Annotated in this window: 11 protein-coding genes and 1 pseudogene; 8 read left to right on the forward strand and 4 right to left on the reverse strand. The window is 58.7% G+C overall.

The window, feature by feature from the left end; genetic code table 11:
• Window positions 1-2 precede the first annotated feature (2 nt).
• A complete protein-coding gene (locus FH08_RS0102010) occupies window positions 3-1,637 on the reverse strand; it encodes an MFS transporter (RefSeq protein WP_031356708.1) in 1,635 nt (544 codons plus the stop codon).
• A gap of 106 nt (window positions 1,638-1,743) precedes the next feature.
• Complete coding sequence (locus FH08_RS0102015; RefSeq protein ID WP_031356709.1) at window positions 1,744-2,418, reverse strand: antibiotic biosynthesis monooxygenase family protein; 675 nt, start codon at window positions 2,416-2,418, stop codon at window positions 1,744-1,746.
• A gap of 353 nt (window positions 2,419-2,771) precedes the next feature.
• Between FH08_RS0102015 and FH08_RS0102020 the strand changes: the two genes are divergently transcribed.
• A complete protein-coding gene (locus FH08_RS0102020; RefSeq protein ID WP_031356710.1) occupies window positions 2,772-3,704 on the forward strand; it encodes a LysR family transcriptional regulator in 933 nt (310 codons plus the stop codon).
• Here FH08_RS0102020 and mug read toward each other — a convergent pair.
• On the reverse strand, window positions 3,665-4,195 hold the full coding sequence (mug, locus tag FH08_RS0102025) for a G/U mismatch-specific DNA glycosylase (RefSeq protein WP_031356711.1): 531 nt from the start codon (window positions 4,193-4,195) through the stop codon (window positions 3,665-3,667). The genes FH08_RS0102020 and mug overlap by 40 nt on opposite strands.
• A gap of 34 nt (window positions 4,196-4,229) precedes the next feature.
• Window positions 4,230-5,273 carry a GlxA family transcriptional regulator gene (locus tag FH08_RS0102030; protein WP_051887646.1) on the reverse strand — a complete coding sequence of 348 codons (1,044 nt, stop codon included), beginning with the start codon at window positions 5,271-5,273 and terminating at the stop codon, window positions 4,230-4,232.
• A 437-nt stretch (window positions 5,274-5,710) separates the two neighbouring features.
• Here FH08_RS0102030 and FH08_RS0102040 point away from each other — a divergent pair, with 437 nt between their 5' ends.
• From FH08_RS0102040 to FH08_RS0102070, 7 genes and pseudogenes are all read left to right on the forward strand, one after another.
• On the forward strand, window positions 5,711-6,289 hold the full coding sequence (locus tag FH08_RS0102040; protein ID WP_031356713.1) for an AraC family transcriptional regulator: 579 nt from the start codon (window positions 5,711-5,713) through the stop codon (window positions 6,287-6,289).
• Between the two features lie 363 nt (window positions 6,290-6,652).
• Window positions 6,653-8,518, forward strand: coding sequence for a biosynthetic-type acetolactate synthase large subunit (ilvB, locus tag FH08_RS0102045; protein ID WP_031356714.1), 1,866 nt, complete (start codon window positions 6,653-6,655; stop codon window positions 8,516-8,518).
• Between the two features lie 118 nt (window positions 8,519-8,636).
• On the forward strand, window positions 8,637-8,936 hold the full coding sequence (locus FH08_RS0102050; RefSeq protein ID WP_031356715.1) for an ArsR/SmtB family transcription factor: 300 nt from the start codon (window positions 8,637-8,639) through the stop codon (window positions 8,934-8,936).
• Window positions 8,937-8,997: 61 nt separating this feature from the next.
• Window positions 8,998-9,198 (forward strand): hypothetical protein, encoded by a 201-nt coding sequence (locus tag FH08_RS0102055; RefSeq protein WP_031356716.1) that lies wholly within the window; start codon window positions 8,998-9,000, stop codon window positions 9,196-9,198.
• Window positions 9,199-9,589: 391 nt separating this feature from the next.
• A pseudogene (locus FH08_RS48110) lies at window positions 9,590-12,414 on the forward strand (2-oxoglutarate dehydrogenase E1 component).
• 425 nt (window positions 12,415-12,839) lie between these two features.
• Window positions 12,840-18,362, forward strand: a complete 5,523-nt coding sequence (locus FH08_RS0102065; RefSeq protein ID WP_031356717.1) for a trifunctional serine/threonine-protein kinase/ATP-binding protein/sensor histidine kinase — start codon at window positions 12,840-12,842, stop codon at window positions 18,360-18,362.
• Window positions 18,363-19,218: 856 nt separating this feature from the next.
• Window positions 19,219-20,285 (forward strand): IS30 family transposase (locus FH08_RS0102070; RefSeq protein WP_031356718.1); only part of this gene is annotated, 1,067 nt, incomplete at its 3' end.

Here is a 20,285-nt window from a genome sequence, read left to right on the forward strand (position 1 = left end):
GATTACCGTCCCTTGGTGGGAAGAGGAGCCGGGGTGCACCACGGCGGATAAATACGCACGGGCAACACTGGCACGAGGAAGAGAACGGCGATGGCAACACCTGCCATGACGCAATAAAGATCAGCCGAGGTCAGCACCACAGCCTGCTCGTGGATCCGGTGTGCAAGTTCGCCGAGACCATGAGCCGCGTTGATGCTTTGGCTCGTCACCAGCGCGTGATTGCCCAAGTGGTCCACGAGCGTGTTCGAATGAAGACGTTCGCGATCGGTACCCAAGCCTTCGATAAGACCCGTCGCCAAGGCCGCGGAAAATGTTTTGATCGAGTTGAACATCGCTGAAGCAAACGGACCGTCTGTCGGGGCCAGGCCCGTCGTCACGCCCATCAGGATTCCCAGGATCACCATCGGCTGCGCGACGATCTGTATGGACTGAAGCCAGTAGAAGTTGTTGCGGATCCACTCGGACGTGATGAAGCTGCCCATCAGGCACGTGCTGGTCATGAGGCACAATCCAATCGCCATGACCCACCGGTGGTCGACGCGTCGCAGGTTCAACAGAGCAGCCGTCAAAGGCAGCGCGATCAACAGAGGGATTGCCACCAGCAACGACAAAGGCGCAGTCTGCAGCGGCCGGTAGCCGTGAACCCTGGCGAGATATTGGCCGGGTATGGCCGCCACGCCAACCAGCAGAATGACCGCGCCCACGAGTGTCATCAGTCCGTGCGTAAAGTTTCTGCGTGACAGCAACTGCAACTTGAAAAAGGGCAGCGGGTGAAACCACTCGTTGGCGAGGAATGTCGCTAGCAGGAGCGTCCCGCCAATAAACATCAAGCGAATGAAATCGGAATTGAGCCAGTCGAGACGGTCCCCTTGCAGAAGGCCCGTCACGAGCATGGCGACAGCCGGAAATCCTGTCAGAAACCCGGTCCAGTTGAATGCCTTGAGTCGTTCGAGTTTCAGCGGATCGGGCGGAAGTCCCTGCTGGATCGCCACACAGCATGCAATACCAAGTGGCACGATTTGCCAGAAGGCCATTTGCCAACCGACATACTCGGTCCACAAAGCGGCGAGGGGTGTACCGAGCGCCGGCCCAAAGGTTGCTGTGAGCGCGTAGCCTGCGAGCCCGTATAGCTTCACTTTGGGCGGAAGATAACGCAACGCCACAATGATCAGCATGGGGGGAAGACATCCACCGGCAATCCCCTGCAAGACGCGCAACACGTAGAGCGTAAGCAGGTTCGGTGCGAAGGGGCAAAGGATGCCGAAGAGCATCGTCGCGATCACGGCGCCGATCGTGAACCGCTTGAGCGTGAACGTGATCCCGAACCATGGGGCAAACACCATCGTCGCCACGTTAGCCGCTTCGAACAAAGCGGTCAGCCAGGTTCCATCGTCATGCCCAATTGAGAATGCACCCTGAATGTCCGCCAGCGACACTGCGGTGACCTGTTCGTTGAGAATGGCCAGGAGAGACGCAAGCAACATCCCGACGAGGCCAACCGCAAGACGAAGCGAAAGCGCGGATTGTGTGGGCGTCGGCTGCGCAGGAGCCTTTGTCCCTGGCACTGAAACGGATGCCGGCAGCTGTGCGACGGTCGGCGTTTCCGTTTCACCGATCAAAGAGTTGCCTGTACTCATGGAACTCCCGTTGTTATTCTGGTTAGATAGGGTATCTAAATAGTTTCAGTGGGAGGTCACACGGCAAACGAAGAACCTCCCACACCTATAACGCAACGCGACCGCTTTATGCCTTCGCTTGCACCTCTTTAAAGTATTGCGGTGCTTCCCGGCGATCGAACATGCCGTACTCCCGGATAATGCGGATATTGCGCAGGCGCGAGCGCTCCGAGCTCGCCGCATCGCGTTCGAACGCTTCAAATGCCGCATGGTCGCGCCACGTCACGACCGCGATCACGACCCCCGGTGTCACCAGGTGATCGAAGACGTCCCAGGAAACGAGGCCAGGCGCGCTGGTATCCACGCCAAGTGCTGACGCCACTGCTGCGGCGCCTGCCTCCTTGACCCACTCCGCCGAAAATTCCCCATCATGGAGGGACACGGTTGAACCTTGACCCGTCTCGGTGACGTCCAGGCGCTGCTCACGCAACACCTGCCCGGCGGGCAGGTGGGTGTCGCTGACGGTCTGGCCAATGCGCAAGCGATAGTCGGAAAACACCCGGTCACGCGCAGCTTGCATGATCTTGTGGTGGGTCTCCTGGCTACGCCAGCGGATGAGCGACTTCTCGTCGCGCCAGCTCGACAGCGAAAGAAGCCAGCCGTCACGTGTAAGACTTGCATAGCGATTGTTGTCGATAAACCCGTCGATTTTCTCGAGTTCAGGACGCAGCATCTTGGCCATGCCGAGATAGGCATCGAACTGTTCAGGGATGGGGTGGACTTCAAGCATTGCGGTAAACATGGGCGCCTCTCTCGGGTTGGTTGGGCTTTACAACGTGCTGTAATTGTCGGAGATAGGCCCGTCCACAGGCGTCCAAGCTAGTCAGGTATTAGGCCAAAGAGTGGATGAATCTTGCCAACCGGTTCCCCGATCTCCTGATACCCATCACGGTCTGAAAGAGTCCTTTGCAAGCCGATAAGGCAAACTCCCCTGATACGAACAAAAGATAAATAGCCATCTCTCGCCATGTCGAAAGAGTTGAGCCCTGGCTATTTAACGTTTTTCTTTGAGGGACCCCATGGCGCGAATCGTGACCATGCGGATCACAACGCATAAAATCACGACATATGAACGCGGGGACCCGGGGAAACGAAATGGACAAATTGCGTGAGATGGAGATTTTTGTAGCCATCGTCGACCGAGGCAGCTTTACTGCCGCGGCCGACAAAGTTGGCATGTCATCCGCCGCCGTTTCACGGGCGGTCAGTTCTCTGGAAGCGCGCCTTGGCACACCGCTTCTTGCCCGGACGACTCGATCGGTTCGTCCGACCGATGCAGGCATGACCTACCTCGAAGCCTGCAGGACGGTGTTGGACGCCATCACGGACGCGGAAGCGAACATTGCGGCGGATCAACTCAATCCCGTCGGTACGTTGACCATTTCCGCACCGGTCTTGTTTGGCCAGCGATATGTTGCGCCGCTGGTCAACGCGTTCGCGCTGCGTTACCCGGACGTCAGCATCAATGCGGTGTATGCCGATCGAACCACGCGGCTTCTGGAGGAAGGGGTGGATATCGCCATCCGTGTCGGCCACCTTGGCGACTCTTCCACATTCGCGATTCCATTGGGTTTCGTGCGGCGTCGGACCTACGCGGCTCCGTCGTATCTCGCCGAGCATGGGGAACCCCTTCACCCCAGGGATCTGGCCAGTCACCACTGTGTGTCCTTCACGGGGGTCTCGCCGCCGCTCGAGTGGGTGTTCAACGAGAACGGTGCGAGGTTGCCGGTCAGGCTTCGGCCTCGGATGATTGTCGACCTGGGTCCCGCTGCCGTTCTCGCCGCTGTCGACGGTGTGGGGATAACGCAGTTTCTGTCGTATCAGGCCGCGCCTGAGGTAGACGATGGCAGGCTTCAGGCCATCCTCACCTCATTCGAGCCCGAGTCGGTCCCGGTGAGCCTGCTGCATGTGGAGCGGCGAAGCACGAGCGGCAAGATTCGCGCTTTCGTCGAATTCGTTACCGAGACGCTACGCAAGAATGCGCACCTTCAGGGCGTGGACGCTACTGCAATGCGAACTTCCCGATAGGCGGTCACCAGCGAAGCGAGATCGAAGGCCCGGTTCAGTCCGCTTGGATTGGGCAAGACCCACGCGCGTGCGCCGCCGAACGGTTCGGTTTGCAAACCCCAATCGATATTGCTCGTGCCCGAGATTGCCGAGAGCGCCATCTTTCCAAGGAAGGCAATGTTCCGTGGTGAGTAGTGCTCGATCTTCCGCCGGAAATCATCCCCGGCCAGTTCAATCTCCGAGCGCGACAGTTCCGCGGCCTGCGCTGTGGCTCGTGGAACGACCGTGGTGAGACCGCAGCCGTACTGAAGCACCGTGCGGTCGTCTTCGGGACGAATCTGTTCGGGAGTAAAGCCCGCCAGATGCATGACTCGCCAGAACCGGTTGCCTCTGCCCTCGAAGTGATGACCTGTCGCTGCCGCGCGCAAACCGGGATTGATTCCGCAGAATATCAGCGACAAGCCCGGTTCAAGCAGATCGGGAAGGGACGGTGGGAAAACGACCTCACTCATAGCAACCCCCTTGCACGGGAACGGAGTAAGGCCGTCAAGCCCCCACTCCGGCCGACAGACCACCCAGCCCTTGAAAAGAGACTTGCTTGCCGGCGCTGTTCCCCGCCCATGACTCTTTGCCTGCCTCGCCGCGGAATCGTTGGCGGTATTGTTTGGGTGTTACGTCCAGCCGTCGCGAGAAAGTCGTGCGCATATGCGTGGCACTGCGGAAACCGCATTTAAATGCCACGGTCTTCAGCGGTGCATCCGTGTCTTCGAGCAGCTTCCTCGCGCTATCGACGCGAACCTGCTCAACAAACACAGACGGCGTCACCTTTGCATACTTCGCAAATAATCTGGAGAAGGTCCGTCGGCTCACTGCTACCGCGCCCGCCAGCTGTTCGATCGATAGTGCATCGGTTATATGCTCGGTCACATAGCGATGCACTTTGCGGATAACCGGATCTTCTTCCTTCCCTGACCCAACATACGGGCTGTACTGCGACTGGCCGCCTTCCCGCTGGATGTAGACCACAAGACGCTTTGCAACATGCACCGCCAATTCGTGTCCCCAGTCTTCGGCAACGAGCGACAGGCACAGATCGATGCCAGCCGTCACGCCTGCCGAGGTAAAGAGGCGTCCATCACGAACGAAGATCTTGTCGGGCTGCACACGTGCCTGCGGAAATTCGCGGGCGAGGCGGTCCGCGTTCGCCCAGTGGGTTGTCACTTCCTTGCCGTCAAGCAGTCCCGCATGCGCAAGCACGAATGCCCCATTGCAAACCGAGCCGAACCGGGTCGCGCCTTTAGCCTGATTTTGCAGCCACGTCAGAAAGTCAGTTGATTGATGATCATCGGGCAACTGTGGGCCGCCTGCGACCAGGATCAGGTCCCATTGCGTATCGAGATCCGCATACCCGAACGGAACGGAAAGACCCATCCCGTTCGAGCAGGTCACGGTGCCGGCCCGAAGTCCTACAAGGGAGACTTTATATTTTTGATGCTCGGGAAGCATCGTGTTTGCTTCAGCGAACACGTCGAGGGGGCCCGCAACATCGAGCGCCTGCACACCATCGAACATGACAATGGCGACTTTCATGCCGTGACCTTCTTGGAGTGGGTAAGCCCGTTTCCGATACCGGCGATTTGATTGGCTTCACCCAAACGACTGGACCCAAGCCGACCAACCTGTATTCACGAGCGATACGCGAGGTTACCGCAATAGCCCGAAAACGGTGATGGGCTAACCGGTAAGAGTCTTTTGCGTGTGGGTAATAAAACTGGACTGGAGCGGTGCGCGACGGACATTAGCTTTCTCGACGCAGCGCAACTAAACGTATGACGTTATCGCAGCGGCGCCGTTGGCCCAAATCTCACGTTGATTGGCCCGTCATGGCGACATCCACGTGTTTCCTCTCCCATGTCGGCTGATTAGACTTGAGTTTCCATGGATGCGGCCACGGCCGCCTCTTCAAACGTCGCGCACATCGTTGATGCGGGGCGCTCGTATGCAGTGAATTTGAGGAGCAACGGCGCATGCATGTTGCGATGATGCTGTACGCAGGATTCCGGTTGCTCGAAGTGACAGGGCCGATGGACGTTTTCCACGAAGCGAACCGTCTATGCGGCGCAACGCTTTACGAGCAGCATCTCGTGGGGCCGTTGCCGGGACCGGTCCTGTGCTCGAATGGCGTAGCGGTAGGCACGACGGAATCCCTGCTGGATCTGGACACTTCATTCGACATTGTCGTCGTGCCAGGTTCGCCGGTCATCAGCCCGGGGCGTGAGCATCGCGAACTGGTGGACTGGCTTAGCGATGCCGGACGCAGCGTGCGAAGGCTCGCGTCGGTGTCCAATGGCGCTTTTTTAGTCGCGCGCTCCGGCCTTGCCGACCATCGCGCGTTGACCACGCATTGGCGCGATGCGCAACGGCTCTCCGCCGAGTATCCCTTGGTCCACGTCATGAGCAATCAACGGTATGTGAAGGATGGCAACCTTTACTCGTCGTGCGGGGTAAGTGACGGTATGCAGGTGGCCTTGGCTCTGGTCAGGGAGGATCTTGGCGAAGAGTTTGCCAGAAGCATTAAAAAGTCATTGTCGAGGCAGCTTGGGTAAGCACAACGCCAAGCCCGCCAGTCGGTCAAGATGCCGCTCGTCGCAACGCGGCGGCATCCGGCTGAATCCCGGCTCATGGCCCAGATGTAGCCAATTTTGGCTCAGGCACGACCATCAGAAGAGACCGTGCCGGTTCAATCGTTGGCACAATGATTGTGTCATTCCTCACCATTCTTGCCGAAGCAAAAGCACCTCACGAGCGTGCTGGATGGAAGAGGCGCAGTGCGGAGAACCCGTCTGAGCAACTGTCCATGAGCTGAAGTCGAACATACGCTGTTCTTGAGTTGGAAGGGAAATCATCCTTTGATCCTGGCCGCTGTTCTTCTCAGCGCCGATCTGGCCTATAGCCAACTTGAGCCCATCATGACCCGAAATCCGATCATTGCTTCACCACCCGACCTGAGCCCAACGAATCCGGGCGAAACGCTGTCGGGCGCCGACATCATCCTGCGCGTACTCGCCGAGCAAGGCGTCGACACGGTGTTCGGATACAGCGGCGGCGCGATCCTGCCGACCTACGACGCCGTGTTTCGCTATAACGAAATGAACGCGGCGCACGCCGAGCGTCAAATCAAGTTTGTGGTGCCCGCCAATGAACAGGCGGCGGGTTTCATGGCCGCCGGTTATGCACGCGCCAGCGGCAAAGTCGGCGTCTTCATGGTCACGTCGGGGCCGGGCGCGACTAACGCCTTGACGCCGATCGCCGACTGTTATGGCGATTCGATCCCCGTCGTCCTCATCTGCGGACAAGTGCCGCGTGCCGCGATTGGCAGCGACGCGTTCCAGGAAGCGCCCGTCTTCAACATCATGTCGGCGTGCGCGAAGCACGTGTTTCTGGTGACCGACCCCACGAAGCTCGAACAAACGCTGCGAGCCGCATTTGAAATTGCCCGCAGCGGCCGGCCGGGCCCGGTCGTCGTGGACGTGCCGAAAGATATCCAGAACTGGACCGGTCCCTATCATGGGCAAGGCACGCTGCATTTTCGCGGTTACTCCGATCGTCTGCGGATGGTGGCGAAAAGCGCGCGTCTTGACGGAGAGAAGGTCGACGCCTTCTTCGATCTTTTGCAACAGAGCAAGCGGCCGCTGCTTTATGTTGGCGGCGGCGTGATCACTGCACGCGCGACCGCGGAACTGCGTGAGTTTTCCGAGCGCAACGCAATTCCGATCGTGACGACGCTCATGGGTCTCGGCGCCATCCCGGCGAAACATGAGTTGTGTCTTGGCATGCTCGGCATGCATGGCGCCGCCTGCGCGAACTACGCGGTTGAAGACTGCGACTTCCTCATCGCGGTGGGTGCCCGATTCGACGACCGGGTTGCCGGTGGCCGCCCTGAATCATTCGCCCGCGGCGCCCGCCATGTCGCTCATATCGATATAGACGAGGCGGAGATCAACAAGGTCAAACGGGTACAGTGGAGTCACGTTGGAGATGCAAAGGATGCCTTATTGTCCTTGATAGAGCACAGCCCAGCGAGGCCGCCGGCGTCCGACTGGATCGAGCACGTGAAGGAGCTGAAGCGGACGTTCGGGATGAACTACGACCGGAAAAGCACTGCGATCCAGCCGCAGTTCGTTGTCGAAAAGCTTAGTGAAATCACTGGCGGACGAGCAATCATCACCACGGGCGTCGGCCAGCATCAGATGTGGGCCGCGCAGTTCTTTGAATTTGTCGAGCCTCGAAGCTTCCTGACCTCAGGGAGTATGGGCACGATGGGTTTTGGGCTGCCCGCGGCGATCGGCGCGCAACTGGCGCGGCCAGATGCCCTTGTGGTCGACATCGACGGTGACGGCAGCATCCGGATGAATATGGGCGAACTGGAGACGGCAAGCACATATGGCGTCCCTGTCAAGGTATTGCTGCTCAACAATCGCGGTGATGGAATGATCCGGCAGTGGCAGCGTCTCTTCTATGAAGGGCGTATGTTTACCAGCGACAAGGCGCTGCATCGCAAGGACTTTGTGATGGCGGCACAGGCGGATGGCTTTGAATTCGCCCGTCGCGTTCAGGCAATAGACGAACTTGAGGACACGCTGAGGGAGTTTGTGGAGTTTGACGGCCCTGCGTTTCTCGAGGTGATGATCGACTACAACGCCAACGTATTCCCGATGGTGGGCCCGGGCCAAAGCTACGCGAACATGATTACCGGTCCCTTTATCCCTTCTCGAAACGCGCAGGAAACGGAGTCTCAGGGCGCAGGACGTAAGAGTGCTGCGGATATGTTCTAGCGAAATCGAGTTCCGGTGTCGCAAAGCGTGACACGAAGGAGGGGCGGCGCGATTCGCATTGTGCGTCGTAGCTGGGTCCCGCATGTTTGTTCAGTTTCTATCGTGGTGCTTGTTGAAAATGGCTGACGAGAACTTAATCTATAAGGCACTCGCGAACCCGTTCCGGCGCGAGATCTTGAAGTGGTTAAAGACGCCGGGCGAATTCTTTGCGCGAGGGTGCATCGACCTGGGTTGCGGGGTGCCGTCAAATGCAATCCACGCGCGTAGCGGGTTGTCTCAATCGACCGTGTCAGCGCACGTCGCGGCATTGATCGAGGCGGGACTGCTTGTTTCGACCCGCGTTGGTCAGTGGATGTTTCTATCGCGCAATGAAGCAGTTATTCGGGACTTTGCGGCAGAGATCAGGTTGCATCTGTAGCCGCTGTTTGATCGACCGGGGTGCCGGTCAATATTAAGCGTTATCGAATGGAGAAATGAAAATGAAATTCTCAGTGAAAAATGAAATCCGCTCAGCCGATATTCCGGCGATCGAGCTTGCAATGAAGAGCGTCGACGGCGATGCGAAGGTCAGCGTCGACGTTGACACGAAGACGGTGAGTGTGGATTCGTGGCTTATGCCCGAAGAGTTTTTCGTCGCTTTCGATGACGAAAACTATGACGTGGTCATTGTGGAAGCATAGTCGGTTGCCGGTGCCTTCGTGTGGCAAAAGTAACCGGCCTCGTCATACACGAAGTCCTGGAAATTTTGACGTGATGGCCGGAAAGCAGCGAAAAATGTCCCAGAACCATCGCAGCTAGAGCATCAGCGAACGCCCGTAAAACATAAACTGTTCTTACCGGTGGTCAAAAGATTGCCGGTCCTGGTGGGCACAGGGACCTGGCGACAAGAGTTGCGGGGTCTTGCACAAGTTGACGCGGACTGGATGGCAGTGAAGCTTGCCTTCTTTCGCAGTGGGATTTTGTCTTCGTGTACCTGTGGACGCACTGGGTTGACCAGGGCAGCAATGCGTGCTGCCTTGAGTAAATTCGTGGCAGATACCGGGCATGTGCCCGACTGAGGACAGAGTCATCATGATGATGCGCAATCGGAATACCTCCTTCCTGTTTGGAGGCAATGCTCCTTATGTCGAGGAGCAATATGAGGCGTACCTTGCCGACCCGGCCGCGGTGCCGCAAGAATGGCGAGACTATTTCGACGCGTTGCAGGAGGGGCCGGCGGTTGATGGCTCAGACGCAGGCGATGTCGCGCATGCACCGGTTGTGTCTCGTTTCGTCGAGTTGGCGAAACATGCGCGAACGGGAGGGCGCTCAGAGAGCGAGGTACTGAGTTTCGCCCGCAAGCAAGTTGCCGTGCAGGCCTTGATTTCGGCCTATCGCCTGGTCGGCACCCGCAATGCTCAACTGGATCCGCTGCGCTGGACCGCGCCGGTGCCCGTGCCTGAATTGAATCCGAGCTACTACGATCTGTCCCATGCGGACATGAACACGAAGTTCAGCATGTCGGACACCTATTTTTCGGACGAAGACGCGACGCTCGGCGATCTGGTGCGGGCGCTGAGAGAGACCTATTGCGGGAAGCTGGGCGCAGAGTTTCTGCATCTGACTGACCCGGATCAGCGTCGGTGGTGGCAAATGCGTCTCGAGTCTTCGCGCTCAAAAGCGACCCTCGATACCGGTGACAAGCTGCATATCCTCGAACGGCTGACGGCTGCCGAGGGCCTTGAAAAATACCTGCATACTCGTTACGTCGGCCAGAAGCGCTTTTCGCTTGAGGGGGGGAGTCGCTGATCGTCCTGCTGGATGAGCTGGTTGCCTATGGCGCCACGAAGGGAGTCAAGAGCTCGATTCTCGGCATGGCGCACCGTGGACGCCTGAACGTCCTCGTCAATATTGTCGGCAAGCCGCCGGCTGCGTTGTTCGACGAGTTCGACGGGAAAACCGCCAATCTTCTTCCTGCGGGTGACGTCAAATATCACAAGGGCTTTACCGGCTTGCTCCCGACGGCAAGCGGCCCGGCAGAAGTGACACTCGCGTTTAATCCATCGCACCTGGAAATTGTTAATCCGGTTGTTCAGGGTATTGCTCGCGCGCGCGCCGAAGTATTGGGACAAGGTGCGAGCGCGGTGTTGCCTGTGGAGATCCATGGGGATGCCGCGATTTCGGGGCAGGGCATTGTCATGGAGACGATGAGCCTTTCGAATACCAGGGGTTACGGCACGGGCGGCACGGTGCATGTGGTTGTGAATAACCAGGTTGGCTTCACCACGTCCCATCCGGAAGATGTCCGGTCGTCGTTCTATAGCACCGACATCGCCAAGATGATCGAGGCGCCGATCCTGCATGTGAACGGCGACGACCCTGAGGCGGTTGTTGCGGCAACGCGCCTGGCAATCGATTTCCGTGCGACGTTCAAGAAGAGCGTCGTTATCGATCTGGTTTGCTTTCGCCGCCATGGTCATCAGGAACAGGACACGCCGGCCATCACGCAACCGTTGATGTATCGCTCCATTGCGGGCCACCCCGGTGTCCGTACTCTCTACGCCAAGAAGCTTGTAGACGAACGGGTCATGATGGCGGAAGACGTGGAGAAGCTTGTCCACGACTATCGTGACCGTCTTGACGCTGCGCAAACCGCCGAAGAGGAGAAGCCAGTCGATAAAAAGAGCGAAGAGGTGAGCTGGCCGCAACTGCTCGATGGAAACGTTGGCCGTATCTATTACGCGGCGCCCTTGCCAGACCACGTTCAAAAACTCGCACTGAAGATTACAAGCATTCCTGAACAGTACTCACTGCATCCACTCGTCGGAAAAGTCGTGAGTGCCCGTCGCGAGATGGCGGAAGGTAAGCGTCCGCTGGACTGGGGCATGGGCGAGCATCTGGCCTTCGCCTCTCTTCTCTCCGCGGGTATTGACGTGCGCTTGAGCGGGCAAGATAGTGAGCGCGGTACGTTCAGCCATCGTCACGCGGTACTCCACGATCAGAAGCGGTCGAGCCGGGGAGAGGGTACGTACGTCCCGCTGCATAACGTGTCGGAAGCCCAAGGACGATTTTCGGTGAGCAACTCGATTCTGTCGGAGGCAGCGGTTCTGGCCTTCGAGTACGGGTACTCGATTGTCCGGCAAAATTCGCTCGTTTTGTGGGAAGCGCAGTTCGGCGACTTCGCAAACGGGGCGCAGGTTGTCATCGACAATTTCCTGTCCGCGGGCGCTGCAAAGTGGGGACAGCATAGTGGCGTAACCATGTTGCTTCCGCACGGTCAGGAGGGGGAAGGTCCTGAACACGCGTCCGCTCGTCTTGAGCGCTATCTGCAACTGTGTGCGCAGGAAAATATGCGGGTTTGTCAGCCCACTACGCCGGCTCAGATTTTCCACCTGCTGCGGATGCAGGCGGTGCTTCAGGATCGCGTTCCACTTATTGTGATGACACCCAAGTCGCTTCTGCGCCATCCGGAGGCTGTCAGCAGTCTTGAGGATCTTGCACACGGACGATTCAACGAGATTCTTGCCGAGTCGCCTACGAAGCAAGCAGCGTCCAGGGTTGACCGGGTCATCCTGTGTTCGGGCAAGGTCTATTTCGAACTTCTGGAGCGTCGGCGTCAGGCGGGAAAGGGCAATATCGCGTTGATTCGCGTCGAACAGTTGTATCCGTTCCCCGCGAAGCAGATCAGTTTGGAGCTTGCGCGTTATCCGAATCTGAAGAGTGTCGTCTGGTGTCAGGAAGAGTCGAAGAACCAGGGTTCGTGGAATTTCGTCATGGAACAGTTGCTGGAAATTGTGAAGGCGCCTGCGGCGTTGCGCTATATCGGACCTGAGGCAACCGCATCGACCGCACCGGGCTACAAGTCGATGCACGTTGCGCGTCAGGAAAAGTATCTGCACGCAGCTATTGAAGAGTAAGGAGGCGACAAGGGCGAGTCGGAGAGAATGTCACTGATTCGCTTTTGTTGGCAGGTTCAATGGCGCAGGCGGCTGAGTTTGCGCGTCCCAAACTTTGGGTCATCATGTTTTCAAGCAGCGGCTTAAGGACTTAATGATTCGATGAATAACAATATCGTGATTAGAGGTGCGTAGCAGGTCGGCCGCACTCCCGTGGTGCTCTCGGTCCTGTTGTCACCAAAAAAATCGCAGTACGCCATGTACTTAGTCAGGAACGCAATGTATTGTCGATAACTCCAATCGACAGAAATTCTTGCATGGGACCAGAGTAAGTGCATGCGTCCAGAGTAAGCGCCATGGGGCTGGAGTAAGCGCTAAAGCGCCAACTCCAGCCGACACGCTAACTCTGGTCGACACGCCAACTCCCGTCCACAGCGGAGTCCATTGTGGATCTCACCGGATATGAGTTGGAGTCGCTGCACGATGACGGCGACTTCTCACTATATCGCGCTCGCACACCCGGCCATCGCAGCCATCCCAGCCATCCCGTCTCGGTGCTCGCGTTGGTCGCCACGCGCACGGGCTCGCCAAGCATCACACGGCTCGAGCACGAATACGGATTAGCCCCGTTGCTCCATTCAAGCTGGGCAGCGCAACCCCTCGCGCTCTATCGCCGCAGAGAGCCGCCCATGCTCGTTCTCGACGACAACGGCGGCGAGCCCCTGCATCGCTCACTCGGCCGTCCGCTGGAACTTCCGCGCTTCTTGCGTATCGCCGTCAATCTGGCGAAGGTGGTTGGCCACGTTCATCGATGCGGTCTCGTTCACAAAGACATCAAGCCGGCAAATGTGCTCGTCGACGGGAACGGCAACGTGCGGCTCACCGGCTTCGGCATCGCCTCGCAACTGCCGCACGAACATCAGCCGCCCGCGCCGCCGGAGATCGTTGCCGGCACCTTCGCGTATATGGCGCCCGAACAGACGGGCCGCATGAACCGCTCGATCGACACGCGCAGCGATCTCTACTCGCTCGGCGTCACCCTGTACGAGATGCTCACCGGGTCGCTGCCGTTCATGGCATCGGACGCGATGGAATGGATTCATTGCCACATTGCTCGCAGGCCGACACCGCCAGGCGAGCGCGTCGACGGTATTCCGGCGACGGTCGAGGGCATCGTCCTTAAGCTGCTCGCCAAGGCCGCTGAAGACCGTTATCAGACCGCGGCGGGTGTCGAGGCTGACCTCCGGTCGTGCCTCGTGGCATGGGAGGCGCGCCACCGGATCGAGCCGTTCCCGCTGGGTGCGCACGACGCGTCAGACCGCCTGCTGATCCCTGAGAAATTGTACGGACGCGGGGCACAGATCGAAGCGCTTGTTACAGCGTTCGATCGTGTCGTCGCGAGCGGGGCGGTCGAACTGGTGCTGATCTCGGGCTATCCGGGCATTGGCAAGTCGTCAGTCGTCAGCGAGTTGCACCGCGTGCTGGTGCCGCCCCGGGGTCTGTTCGCGTCCGGCAAGTTCGACCAATACAAACGTGACATCCCTTATGTGCCATTTGCGCAAGCCTTCCAGACGCTCGTACGCAACCTGCTGAGCAAGAGCGATGCAGAGGTCGAGACGTGGCGGCACGCGCTGATGGAGGCGCTCGGGCCCAATGGTCAGCTGATTGTGAATCTGATCCCTGAGTTGGCGCTCATCATCGGCGAGCAGCCGGGCGCGCCCGTTCTCCCGCCGCAAGATGCGCAAAACCGCTTCCAGATTGTATTTCGACGCTTTCTCGGCGTGTTTGCGCGAGCTGAGCATCCGCTCGCGCTGTTTATCGACGATCTGCAATGGGTCGATACGGCGACGCTCGACTTGCTCGCCCACCTCGTCACGCATCCGGACGTGAAGCACGTCCTGCTGGTCGGCGCCTACCGCGACAACGAGGTGGATGTGTCGCACCCGTTCGCGCGCACGCTCGAGTCGATCAGCCACGCCGAAGGGCGGGTGCAGCAGATAGAGCTCGCGCCGCTCACGCCGGACAGCGTCACGCAACTCGTGGCTGATTCGCTGCACTGCGACAGCGCGACGGCCCGCCCGCTCGCGCAACTGGTGCACGAGAAGACGGGCGGCAATCCGTTCTTCACGATCCAGTTTCTGACGACGCTCGCCGATGAGGATCTGCTCACATTCGACCCACGCGCCGCGTTGTGGTGCTGGGATCTGCCGCGCATTCGCGCGAAAGGTTTTACCGAGAACGTCGCCGACCTGATGGCGGCGAAGCTCAGCCGCTTGCCCCCTCTGACGCGCGACGCGTTGGGGCAACTGGCGTGCCTCGGCAACGTCGCCGAAGTCACCGCGCTGACGTGGGTTCAGGGCGGATCTGACGAGACGATGCACGCGAACCTGTGGGAAGCCGTGCGGACGGGCCTCGTTTTTCGCGAGGCCAACGCGTATGAATTTGCGCACGATCGCGTGCAGGAAGCCGCTTATGCGCTGATCCCCGCTAACGAGCGCGCTGCCGCTCATCTGCGGATCGGCCGGGCGCTGGTGTCGCGGACCCCGCCAGAAGCGCTTGAAGATGCCATCTTCGACATCGTCAACCATCTCAATCGCGGCGCAACGCTGATCGTGACCGAGTCGGAGCGCGAGCAGGCCGTTGCGCTGAACCTCATTGCAGGCACTCGCGCGATGAGTTCGACGGCCTACGCGGCCGCTCTCAGCTATCTCGCCCAGGGCGTCGGGCTGCTGTCGCCCGACGCGTGGACGCAGCGCTACGACAGCACCTTCGAACTTTATCTCGCGTTCTCGGAGTGCGAATATCTGGCCGGCGATTTTACGAAAGCCGACGCGCTTGCCGACATGATGCTTACCAAGGCGCGCTCCAGTCTCGATCGCGCAAAGGTCTTCAGCTTGCGGATCGAGTTGTATCAGCTCGCCGGAAGATATGACGAGAGCTTCTCGGTTGCGCTCACTGCGCTCCGCGATTTCGACATCATTTTTCCTGAGACCGGTCAGGACATCCAGGCGGCTGTCGATGACGGACTGCGCGACGTTCGCGTCAATCAGGCCGAGCGTCCTATTAGCGAACTGGTCGAGGCGCCGGTAGCGACGGATCCTGTGATCCTTGCGGTCGTCAATCTTCTTCTTCAGGCGATGAACTGTGCCTTCGCCGCCCGGCCCGCGTATTACCCGCTCATCACCATGAAGGCGGTCAACCTGTCCTTGCAGCACGGCAACACCGACAACTCCAGTTTTGCCTACGGCAATTACGCGTTGATGCTGGTCTCGCTTATCGGCGATATCCCCACCGCGGTGCAATTTTCAGAGATGTCGATCAGGCTGAACGAAAGATTTGGCAATCGGCGCCTGAATGGAAAGCTGCTTCACCTGTACGGCGCGCATGTCAATTTCTGGCGCTGCCACATTGCGACTAATTTGCCGGTTCTCGAACGGGCGACCGCTGCGTGCCTGGAAGTGGGCGACCTTGTTTTTGCAGGCAACGTCGCATTCAACGCGGTCTGGCAGGCGATCGAGAAAGGAGCCGCTCTCGAGGACGTGCAGACGCTTTCGGAAAAGTACGCCGCGCTCGCACGCGAGAGCCATAACGACGCGGTCTATGAGTTGATCCGGGTCGAACGGCAATTCGTCGTCAGTCTTCGCGGCAAGACGACCGAAACGTTGAAGCTGAACGACGATACCTTCGACGAAACAGCCAGCTTCGATGCAATCATCAGATCAAATTTCGGCTGTGCTATTGGCGTCTATCGCATCATCAAGGTCATGCTTGCCTTCCTGGATGGCCGGTATGCCGACGCGTTGAAGGCGGCGGACCGGGCGGAGGAAGTCCTCAGTTCTGTCATGGCGCTGTCAATTGAAGCGACCTATCACTTCTTTCATGTGCTCACCCTGACTGCCCTTTATCCGGAGGCATCCAGGGAACAGCAGCAAGCCTACCGGCGCATTCTTGAAGCGAAACTCAGGAAGTTCGAAATGTGGGCCAAGCATTGTCCGGAGAATTATCAGAACCGCTACGCGCTTGTCTGTGCGGAGCTCGCGCGTCTGGAAGGCCGGGATCTCGACGCCATGCGCCTGTACGAAGAGGCAGTCCACTCCGCGCATGAAAACGGCTTTCTTCAGCAGGAAGGCATCGCCAACGAACTTGCCGGCCGCTTCTATCTGGGCAAAGGACTCAGGACGAGCGCCGATGCTTATTTACGCAACGCGCGTCATTGCTTTGCCTTTTGGGGCGCGGACGGCAAGGTCGCGCAACTCGACGGTCAATTTCCCCGCCTCGCCAATCAGGACGATGGCAAGGCCATGTCGACACTCAGCTTCGATTGGCGGCAGTTCGACGCCGCGACGCTGCTCAAGGCGTCTCAGGCCCTTTCCAGCGAGATCGAACTGAACGGCTTGATCGAGCGCCTGATGACAATAGCGCTGCAGACCGCAGGCGCCGATAGGGGTCTGTTAGTGGTGCTGCAGCAACCGGATGGCTACCGGATCGAGGCAGAGGCGCGTATCAATGGGAACGGGATCGAGTTGAACCGGGAACCGCCGGCCAATTCAGCCGCCCCTGCCGCCGTTTTGCGTTACGTGATCCACACGCAAAAGAGCGTCATCATCGATGATGCCTTGATACCCAATATGTTCTCTCAGGACAGCTACCTGGCAAGCGGAGCGACGCGATCGCTGTTCTGCCTGCCTCTTGTCAGGCAGGGCAAGCTTAGCGGCCTGCTGTATCTCGAGAACACGGCCACTTCGCATGTCTTTACGGCACGCCGCTCCGCGCTGCTCGATTTGCTGGCGTCGCAGGCGGCCATTTCGCTCGAGAATACTCGTCTCTATGCGGATCTTCAGGAGCGCGAGGCGAGGGTTCGGCGCCTGGTGGATTCGAACATCATCGGGATTCACATTTGGGACTTTGAAGGCAATGTCGTTGAAGCCAACGATGCTTTTCTGCGTATCGTGGATTACAGCCGGGAAGATCTTGTCTCGGGGCGTATCCGATGGCCCGATCTGACGCCGCCTGACTGGCTCGAGCGCGACGAACTGGCGAAGGCCGAATTGAAGGCCACCGGAAGCGCCAAACCCTTCGAGAAGGAGTACTTGCGCAAGGATGGCCGCCGGGTGCCTGTGCTGATCGGGCCGGCGGCGTTCGGCGATCGTGCGGGTCAAGGCGTGGCTTTTATTCTCGACCTGACCGACCAGAAGCGGGCGCAACAGGAAGTGCGCGACGGCGAGCGGCGCTATCTCAAGCTGCAGACGGAGCTGGCGCATTCAAACCGCGTGGCGACGATGGGGCAGTTATCGGCATCGATTGCTCATGAAGTGAAGCAACCTATTACCGCATCGATCACCTACGCCAGTGCGGCCTTGCGCTGGCTGGCAGCCCACCCGCCCAATCTCCACGAAGTGAGTCAGGCGCTCAACCGGATTGTCGCGGATAGCGGCCGCGCTAATAACATTGTGGACCGGACTCGCGCTTTCTTTAAAAAGGAACCGCAGCGAAAAGACGGCCTCGACATCAACGAAACGATTCTCGAGTTGATCGCTTTCATGCGAAGTGAAGCCAGCAGGCACGGTGTCGAGCTCGCCGTCGAACTGGTTGATGGATTGCCGCAGATCCAGGGCGACCGGGTACAACTGCAGCAAGTCATGCTCAACCTGATGATCAACGCGTTTGAAGCGATGAGCGCAACTAACGCTGGTGAGCGAAGGCTTTTGATCCGGACCAGCAAGACCGGCGCCAACGAACTCTGCGTTACCGTGCAGGATTCCGGACCGGGCCTTGACGCCGATCATGTGGAAGGCGTCTTTGATGCATTCTTTACGACCAAACCCAACGGGCTGGGGATGGGGCTGCCGATTTGCCGCTCGATCGTGGAGAGTCACAGAGGACGCTTATGGGTAACATCGAATTCTCCGGGGGGCGCCATTTTTCAGTTTACGTTACCGGGACAGGGCGATGTATCGCATCAGGGTTAGTGGTTGGGGGTGGGGCCGGGTTGTTAGGTTCTGGGGTTAGTGGTCGGGGTCAGTGCCGGGGTGCCAGGTTCCTGCGTTAGCGGTCGGATTCATTGCCGGGTTGCTGCTTTCGGCCTTAGCGGTCTGCTTGAGTTGGCTTTTCTCTTTATCACTATTAGCCACTGTGCGTGGCGGCACGTCATTTCTTTGTCCAAAGCGACAAAGAAACGAAGCAAAGAAAACGCTTTCAGAACGAGGGCTCGTAAGTTGACCCAGCGTGCAGTTTCCACGTTTTTGGCACCCCAAAAGCACGGTGCTCGCAAGAGCGACGGATGTGTGAACCCCTCCTTCTCGCGAATTCTTACACGCACACGCTTCGCCCCGTACGCTCTCGGGCAAGCACGCTTGCCCAAGAAACCCGCACGGCCTCACGCGTGTTTGCCGCTACAGGTCTTCATGGATTGGCTGTTTGGTCGGCATGATCGGCCCGGTTATTTTCGTCGGTAGGGCCTCATCTATCCGAGCGCCTTGTTTCGAGGTGGGTTGGCGACATGGTTCGATGTGCGTACAAATTCGGAGGATGGTTTTCCGCGGATAGCGCGGGGTGCACCTTGGGCAGGTTCAATCACTGGTGGCGAAGCGTGTGGGTATCCGTGTTCGGAGAAAGAGGGGTTCACACATCCGTTGCTCTTGCGAGCACCGTGCTTTTGGGGTGCCAAAAACTCGGAGACTGCACGCTGGGTCAACTTATGAGCCCGCGTTTTGAAAGCGTTTTCTTTGCTTCGTTTCTTTGTCGCTTTGGACAAAGAAATGACGGGCGGATTCAACTGGTCGATGCAACACCTCTGTTCCAATACGGAAATCGGAGGATGAGGCTATGAAACGACAAGCAAAACCGTGGTTGACGTCGACCCAGAAGGGGGAGATTTGGAAGCGCTGGCGCGCAGCGGAGTCTGTCAGCGAGATTAGTCGGGCGCTGGAGCGTGAAGTGGGCTCGGTGCATCGGATGCTTGCTAAGCGCGGTGGGATCGCACCGCCGCCAAGAAAGCGCTCGCCACGTGCACTGACGCCCGAGGAGCGCGAAGCGATCTCTCGAGGGCTGAGCGCAAACTGGTCTTCAAACCGCATTGCAGCGAGCCTGAACCGAGCGCCATCGACGATCAGCCGGGAGATCGAACGCAACGGCGGGCCGATAAAGTACCGCGCCCAACAGGCCGACGCCAATGCCTGGAAGAACGCGCTACGGCCCAAAGCGTGCGCCCTTTCAAACCGGGCGCGACTACGCATGCTCGTGGCGAGTAAGCTCAAACAACAATGGGCACCTGCGCAGATATCGGGCTGGCTCAAACGGCAGTTCCCAGTCAATAAGCTCATGCAACTATCACACGAAACGATCTACCGAAGCCTGTATGTACAAGCCCGGGGCGTCCTTAAAAAAGAGCTGATGGAGCATTTGCGCACCCATCGCGTGATGCGACGCGCTAAAAAAGCCACGGGCAGCGGACAAAACCGAGGGGCGATCATCGATGCTGTATCAATCAGCGAACGTCCCGCCGAAGTGGAAGACCGAGCGGTTCCCGGGCACTGGGAAGGTGACTTGATATCGGGCTCGAACAACTCGCATATTGCGACCCTGGTTGAACGCCAATCGCGCTTTGTGATGCTGGTGAAAGTCCAAGGCAAAGACACTACAAGCGTCGTGTCGGCACTGATCAAGCAGGTGAAGAAGCTGCCTAAGGAGTTGCGCCAAACGCTCACGTGGGACCGTGGCCGCGAACTGGCAAGCCACAAGACGTTCACGCTTGCCACAGAGGTCGACGTGTATTTCTGCGATCCACGAAGTCCTTGGCAACGCGGTAGCAACGAGAATACGAACGGCCTGCTACGTCAGTACTTCCCTAAAGGCACACGCCTGGATGGTTATTCACAAGCCGAGTTGAACAA

This window comes from Caballeronia sordidicola (assembly GCF_000729995.1).
GTDB classification, from domain to species: domain Bacteria; phylum Pseudomonadota; class Gammaproteobacteria; order Burkholderiales; family Burkholderiaceae; genus Caballeronia; species Caballeronia sordidicola_A.